The 7349-nt window shown below is 64.3% G+C and carries 4 protein-coding genes and 2 pseudogenes; 3 read left to right on the top strand and 3 right to left on the bottom strand.

All coding sequences use genetic code 11. The annotated features are described in order from the left end of the window. The first annotated feature begins 54 nt into the window (after positions 1-54). A complete protein-coding gene (locus tag M5I08_RS04835) occupies positions 55-684 on the top strand; it encodes a GNAT family N-acetyltransferase (protein WP_219066736.1) in 630 nt (209 codons plus the stop codon). 13 nt (positions 685-697) lie between these two features. On the opposite strand, the gene M5I08_RS04830 is transcribed toward M5I08_RS04835, so the two are convergent. After that, complete coding sequence (locus M5I08_RS04830) at positions 698-3298, bottom strand: ATP-binding cassette domain-containing protein (protein WP_219066737.1); 2601 nt, start codon at positions 3296-3298, stop codon at positions 698-700. A 1387-nt stretch (positions 3299-4685) separates the two neighbouring features. Here M5I08_RS04830 and M5I08_RS04825 point away from each other — a divergent pair. Then, a pseudogene (locus M5I08_RS04825) lies at positions 4686-5516 on the top strand (IS630 family transposase). Here the strand turns inward: M5I08_RS04825 and M5I08_RS04820 are convergent. Further along, positions 5514-6681 (bottom strand): annotated as a pseudogene (locus M5I08_RS04820) (DUF2232 domain-containing protein); the annotation flags it as partial. The pseudogenes M5I08_RS04825 and M5I08_RS04820 sit on opposite strands and share 3 nt — an antisense overlap. A gap of 9 nt (positions 6682-6690) precedes the next feature. On the opposite strand from M5I08_RS04820, the gene M5I08_RS04815 reads away from it, so the two are divergent. Continuing rightward, positions 6691-6921, top strand: a complete 231-nt coding sequence (locus M5I08_RS04815) for a hypothetical protein (RefSeq protein WP_249763128.1) — start codon at positions 6691-6693, stop codon at positions 6919-6921. Positions 6922-6961: 40 nt separating this feature from the next. On the opposite strand, the gene M5I08_RS04810 is transcribed toward M5I08_RS04815, so the two are convergent. Continuing rightward, complete coding sequence (locus tag M5I08_RS04810; protein WP_249763127.1) at positions 6962-7348, bottom strand: hypothetical protein; 387 nt, start codon at positions 7346-7348, stop codon at positions 6962-6964. Position 7349: the final 1 nt, after the last annotated feature.

The raw sequence follows: 7349 nt of genomic DNA, 5'->3' as shown, positions 1-7349 counted from the left end.
GCTGCGTTACAGATCTTGAGCCAGCTAGGCGAAGCGCATCTGAAAGGGCATGACGTGAGCGATCAGGAGGTGATCCTGCCGCGGGAACTGACCGATCTGCCCGACGAGATCCGCAGTGTCCCCTCGCCGCCTTCCAATCCCGAGGTGCCGACACCGTACGCGTTTCGGCTGGCCGATCCCGATGCCGACGCGGGGATGATGGCGGAATGGATGAGCCGGCCGCACCTGGCCGAAGCGTGGGAGTACGTCTGGCCTGCTGAGCGGTGGCACCGCTACCTACGCGCCCAACTCGAAGGCAGCTATTCGCGTCCATTCATCGCCAGCCTGGACGGCGAAGACCACGCCTACATTGAGTTGTACAGGGCAGCAAAGGATTCCATCGCCACACGTTACGATTTTGATCCCTACGATCTGGGCATACACGCCGGCATCGCGGATTTGGAAATCATGAACAAGGGCATCGCCCAATTCGTCCTGCCTTACTTTGTGGCCAGCGTGCTCAATGCCGAGCCGTTGTGCCGCCGGATCATGTTTGACCCGGACCACCGCAATAAGATGGCGCGGCGGTTCTGCGAGAGCAGCGGCTGCGTTTTTCTCGGGGAACACGACATGGCGAATCGTCGCATGGCGCTATATGCGTTGGCGCGCACGCCCGCCGATGTTCCCCGGCCCCGCGAGACCTGATCGGCGATGACTGTCAGCGGCGCTTGAGCCGGATCTTCCACCACGCGAAGCCGGTGTAGAAGACAGCCAGCATGCCGAGCATGCCCATGTCGAGTAGCCACGCACCCACCGTGTGCTTCCAGTGGCTGTCCTTCGGGCTGAACGGGCCGGGTTCCACGGTGTTCAAGTCGACGGTCGAGGCCGACCCCGCGAAACCCCAACGCGCCGGCGTCAGCCAGGACAGCTGATCAAGCCCGGCCCGGTCGGTCACCGGGATCATCCCGCTGGAGAACACCAACTGCGCCATGATCGCCACCACCAACAGGGGCAGGATCTGGTCGCTCGACCGCGCGAGCGCCGATAGGGCCAGTCCGATAATCGCCGACACGATACAAGTCGCCGCAACAGCGACGAACAGCTCAAAGCTGCTATTGCCGAGCAGCACAGCTCCATGGGTTGGCGCGCCTTTTCCGAGCACTGCAATCAGGGTGGCGATCGCCGCCTGGGCGACCGCAAACCCGGTGAACACAGCGATCTTGGCCATCAGGTAAGCGACGGTCGACAGCCCGAACGCCTGCTCCCGGTGGAAGATGGGACGCTCCCCGACCAGATCTCGGATCGTCAGCGCGGTCCCCATGAAGACGGCGCCTACATCGAGCAAGACCAGGATCTGCGCGGGTTCGGCGGGTGTCTTACCGTGCGGGTCGGCAAGGCCGAAGCCGGTCTTGCCGGGGACCGTCAAGGCAAGTACCCCCAAAATGAACGGCAACACCGCCAGGAACGCGGTGTACCAACGATCGGAGATCACCAGCCGAACCTGGCGGCGCGCGATGGTGCCGAACTGGCGCAGCGCGTCGACGTGCACCGGTTCTCCGAGTTCCCCGGGGGCTGCTGGACTCGGCACGTGCGACTCCGGCCGCTGCTGAGCGAAAAACCGACGTTTAGCTTCGTCGGGATCGGCGCCCACCTTGATAAAGATCTGGGCCCAGTTGGTGGTTCCCATGACCGAGCCGACCTCGTCGGGTGGTCCGAAGAACGCCGTCTTTCCACCCGGTGCCAGCAGCAGCAACTGATCGCAGAGGTCGAGGTAGGACACCGAGTGCGTCACCACCAGCACCGTGCGACCGGCGTCGGCCAACTTCCGCAGCATCATCATCACTTGCGAATCCAGCGCTGGGTCCAGACCGGTGGTCGGCTCGTCGAGGATCAGTAGCGACGGCCCGGTGAGCAGTTCCAGCGCCACCGAAGCGCGTTTTCGCTGCCCACCGGAGAGCTTGTCGACCCTGGTATCGGCCTGCTTGGTCAAGTCGAGTTCCTCGAGGACGTCCGCCACCACCTGAGCGCGGTCCGCTTTGCTGGTGTCGGGCGGCAACCGCAGCTCCGCCGCATAGCCGAGCTCCTGATTCACGGTCAACTGGCGGTGCACGATGTTGTCCTGCGGGACCATCCCGATCCTGGTGCGCAGCGATGCATACTCGCGGTGGATGTCGTGCCCTTCGAAGGTGACCGAGCCGGAGCTGGGGCGGGTGTACCCGGCGATCAACCGAGAAAGCGTGGTCTTACCGGCCCCAGACCCACCGATAATCGCGGTCAGGGTACCTGGCCGAGCAGTCAGCGAGATGTTGTCGAGTAGCTCCTTGCCGTCGATCCTGAAGTGCACCCCGTTGACCTCCAGGCCGCCGGTGCGGGTGCCGGCCTCGCTACGGCGAGTCAAGATTCCGCCGCTGAAGACGAGGTCGAAGTTGCCGATCGTGACCTCGTCGCCCTCGCTGAGCACCGCGGACCCGACGCGCACGCCGTTGACGAATGTTCCGTTGATGCTGTGCGCGTCCCGGATCTCGACACCGACCGGCGTCTCTACCAAGAACGCGTGATGGCGTGACGCCAAGATGTCGGGGACCACTATGTCGTTGTCCTCGGCGCGACCAATCGTCGCGCAACCGGCCGGGTTCTCCGATGCCTCCCTCTCAGGCCACAAAGCTCGGAGCACCTTCGTCGCCAGGTTCGACCCATCCCGCGGCCTATCGACGCCCTGAGCCATCTGGCTGAGTGGCCGCCAATCCCGGGGCGGTGCTGATTGACTCGAGCTCGCCCACGCTCGTGGTTGCTGCGCGCCGCTACTAGACGGATACATCGGTTGTTGGCGGCGGGGCGGGGCGGTATACGCAGGTGGGCCGGGACGCGGTCGCGGTGGCGGTGGCGTGGGCCTGGAGCCATGTTGCGGATGAGTACTGGTCGGTCGCACGGGCGGCGGGTGTGGTGGCCATCTCTCGGGCAGTTCAACGGCGCGTGCCGGTGCCGTTTGCGGGCAGCCTGCGATCTCGCCCTGCGGTTTAACCGCGAACGTCAGGCAGGGCCCATCGGGATCGCCGATGTTAATGCGCTGGCCGTCGTAGATCTCGATCACCTCGGCACGGCGACGCTCGACGAACGTGCCGTTCAGTGAACAATTGTCGATAGCCAGCCACCTGCCGCGATTGAAGCGCAGCAGCAGATGCGCACGAGAAATCAGGGGATGCGTAATGCGCAGGTCTGCGCGCAGGTCGCGCCCGATGACGACATCGTGACCTGCTGAGAAGCTACGCTCGGCTCCGCCCGCCCGGACGGTGAGCACGGGCGGTGCCGCAGTGCCCATCGCGACTAGGAATAGCCACCTGCGCTGGCTTCAAAACAGTGACTACGGGAAGTTACGTCGAGGTGATCGAGGCGGTGCTGACTGCGGAAACGGATCAGGCCTTGCCAACGCCGAGAGCGAACAAGGCAGGAGAACCACGCACGCCGAAGGGCCGAATTTGTTCGCTCTGTTGTGCCGTCCTCCATCTCTGCGAGCAACCGCACAAGACCGCGCTGGCTGGCTGCGTCAAGTCCCGCCAGTGGCTCGTCGCACTGGCGGACCTCCTGGGGCCAATTCGGACTGTCACGGGACCACGCCTCTGAGGAGGCGCTGGTGGAGCTTGAGGTCGGCGGCGTGATTGCATCCCGAATCAGCCCGGTTCTGCTCGAACCGCTGGTGCCGGTCGGCTGGCGCCCTGAACAAGGCCCGCAGCCCATGTCACCCGACTACGGCGTCCGGTTGCCGGAAGGTCTTGTGACCTTCGAGGTCACAGTTTGGCACTGGGAAGCTCACGCAGCCTGGCACCGAATGAACGAGACGATCCACACGGCCTTTATCCGCGCGGATGCGGCTACGCGGTGTCGCGGTGTCGCGCGAAACGTGCGGATTGAGCTGCCGCTCGGATCACTCCGGGAGGCCGTAGAACACTTGTGGAGCCAACAGTTTTGCGACCGGGTGTGTGACACGGAGTCCGGTATGGAGGTATCCTCCAACGGCCTCGTGCCTCGGCCCATCCGAGTGGGATGGCGTCCGATGCTTTACTTCCCCGACGCCGACAGGATCGACTGGGCAGCGGTGGCAGCGAACGGCGGGCCGCCATTCAGCGTGGGACGCAACATCGCGCAGACGTTCGGCTTCACCATCAACCCGTGTATCGACGAGGACGACCATGCCGCCGCGCTTGACTCACTTAGAAAGTCGATTGACTGCAAGAAGCGGCAATGCGATCGCAGCTGCCGCACTTCGTGGTCATCGGATCGACCTTCGCTCGGCTTGCCGTTGGCCCGAACAAATTTGAGAACACCTGGGACGTTTTCGGCCCTCTTATCGAGGAGCGGCTATGGCCAAACTCTCGTCACAATTGGTTGTCAGGAGTGTTGCACCACAGGACCAATCGAGTGGCCGCACCTGGCGATCTTGCCTACCGCCTGAATCACAACCCGAACCCAAATGCCACGTTCCCTGCGCCAGAGAGCCTGGTGCGAGCACTGACCGGCTAAGGCGAGTTTCATGCGACGTGGCAGCGCTCGAGGCGCGCCAGCGCAGCGCCACTGTCGGCGGACAACCCGTGACCCATCGGCCTATTCCCGCCTAGTGTCCTGCGCCGTTAATTCGTTACATAATTGTAATCGATGGGCTTTGGCGCCGTTCCACGACGAATCACGTTGGTGGATGGGATGATTCGTGTATGGCATCACGCGGGCGACCGACGGCGGAGTTGACGTTGACCGAGGAGGAGCGTCAGACTCTGGTTCGGTGGTCACGGCGGGCGAAGTCGTCGCAGGCATTAGCGTTGCGGTCGCGGATCATCCTGGCCTGCGGCGGGGGTTTGTCCAACAGGGCGGTGGCCGCGAAACTGGGCGTGTCGCAGCCCACGGTGGGCAAATGGCGTACCCGGTTTGTCGACAAGCGGCTCGATGGGCTGGTCGACGAGCCGCGGACCGGTCGCCCGCCGTCGATCCTGCTGGACAAGGTCGAAGAGGTGATCGTGACGACGCTGGAGCACACGCCGCCCGACGCGACACACTGGTCGCGGGCCTCGATGGCAAAACGTAGCGGCCTGTCGCGCTCGACGATCGGGCGGATCTGGCGCAAGTTCGAGCTGAAACCGCATTTGAGCGACGGGTTCAAGCTGTCCACCGACCCGCGTTTCGTCGACAAGGTCGTCGATGTTGTCGGGCTGTAGCACAATCCGCCGCAGGAGGCCGTCGTCCTGTGCGTCGACGAAAAGGCGTTGGATCGGTCCCAACCCGTGCTGCCGATGATGCCGGGCATGCCCGAGCGGCGGACCCGCGACTACGCCCGTCACGTCGTGATCGACCTGTTCGCGGCCCTCAACATCGCCGACGGCGCCGTGATTTCCCAGCTCCGCCCCCAACACCGGGTAGAGAAGGACATCAAGAATTGGATCAAGCACTGGAACGCCGGCCCCAAGCCGTTCGTCTGGAAGAAAACCGCCGAAGAGATCCTCGACTCACTCGCCAAATATATTCAACGAATTAACGGCGCGGGACACTAGCAACGCTTCTCGGCCCTGCTGGTCGACCATGCTGGTGACCTCGTCGGCGATGAGCAGCGCCGGCTCCCGCGCCAGCGCAGCGGCCACGGCCAGGCGCTGCAGTTCACCGCCGGACAGGTCGCCGGTGTCCCGTTCGGCCAGGCCGGCCAGCCCGACTTCGCTGAGGAGCCGCTCGACATCGGTGGTCTTGCCGGGAGGCAGCCCCCAGACCACGTCGTCGGCGACTCGCGTTCTCAGCACCTGGCTTTCCGGGTGCTGCATGATGACGGCGGTGCCGCCGAGTTGACCGAGACCCACCGCACCAAGGCGTTGGACCGTGCCGGAGGTTGGCTCGCGGCCGGCCAGGATCAGCATCAGCGTGGTCTTCCCGGAGCCGTTCGCACCGGTGATCGCGACGCGTTCGGCTGGCAGCACATCCAGGCTGACCGCACGCAGCGCGTCGCGGTCCCCGTGCGGCTGGAGGCGTACGTCCTCCAGCCGCACGGGGACCGGCTGGATTGCCCCGGCGCCGGCCAACGCATCCAATTTATGCACATCGGGAATGCCGCCCAGCCGCTTCAGCACGCGCGAGAGCGCCCACAAACCGACCAGCGATGCGCCCATGATTGCGATAACGGCAAATCCGAGGACGAGCAACTGCCAGTAATCCAATGCCTGGGTGAAGATTCGCTCGAGCTCCTGCGCGAGCGGGTGCAGGTGTGGCACCCGCTCCAGGACTTTCGCGATTCCGTCCACGGCGGCGGTGAACGCATGGAACATCACCTGCCGAAGCCGCGCCAGGACCGTCAGCCCGATGATCACTGCGGCACCGACGACGACGCCGGCGCCAAATGATGCCGCGGTCACGGTCGGCGTGCCGTGGCCGCGGCGTTTCACGATCCCAGCCAGACCACCCACGTAGGCGCAGAGCGCGACCGCGCCAAATCCGCTTAAGCCGACTACCAGGAAGCCGGATCACTCCAGCGGCGAACGTCGCGGTGAGCACAACGCGTAACCGATACCGACAGGCCAGCAGCCCCATCGGCACGGCGCCCAACAGACCCAGTCCTCCTGCATGCGGGAGGACGACCGCAATGATCGCGATCGCTGCGCACAGAGCACCCATCACCGATGCTTGCGCCAATTCGGTGGATCGTAGCGATCGAGCCTGACTAAAACCGCTCATCGTTAGTGGGTGACATTCGTCGACATCAACCTGATGATGCGCCGAAACGATTTGCCCTATTTGCCGCGTCACCTGATCAAGCCCGCAGCCCGTGTGCCCGGAAGGCGAAAGCAACCTGTAATAAACATGGGAGCGCCAGCGTACAAACGGGCCGCTGAGGAGTCGTTGAGAAAGTCGCTGACCTCCACGTCGGCCAAGCGCCACGCCATCTCTGAACTGCGGTTATTCCGGTGGGGCTAAGAGCACTCGAAGCCCTCCCCTGACCAGACAAATTACCCGCTTACCTGCAGCCCGGCTGGCGGATCGTGTTGTGCCCGAGCGTGCGATTGTGCATGGGTTCGCGCGCCGACTTCTGGTGTTCGAGCTGCCGGATCAACTCATGCTTGGCTTCGTGAAGGGCGCGGGTGATGTCGCGGTTGTCGGCGACGGCCACGAGCGGCGCGAGACCAGGCAAGGTCGTGCGCAACGTGACCCGCTGCTCCTTGCGACCGCGGTCCTGCAACGAAACTTCCAAGCTGACGTCAGACGGGTCCCACCAGCCCAGATGCGTCTCGAGCGTAGCCAATGCCTCCAGCACGTGCGCACGTTCTTTGGCGACGAATCCCGCACCCATGCGCAGGACGTACTCGCCGAGCGGATTGCACGTTCTGTCGCGGGACCTTCTCATC

It is taken from the genome of Candidatus Mycobacterium methanotrophicum, assembly GCF_023515995.1.
Classification (GTDB): domain Bacteria; phylum Actinomycetota; class Actinomycetes; order Mycobacteriales; family Mycobacteriaceae; genus Mycobacterium; species Mycobacterium methanotrophicum.
The sequence above is the reverse complement of the archived record's forward strand: the minus strand, read 5'-3'. Positions and strand labels throughout refer to the sequence as shown.

What these genes read in the sequence shown, in the direction of transcription:
- M5I08_RS04830 (WP_219066737.1), bottom strand. Translation starts at nt 3,298, where the DNA reads ATGGGCACTGCGGCACCGCCCGTGCTCACCGTCCGGGCGGGCGGAGCC.
- M5I08_RS04810 (WP_249763127.1), bottom strand. Translation starts at nt 7,348, where the DNA reads ATGAGAAGGTCCCGCGACAGAACGTGCAATCCGCTCGGCGAGTACGTC.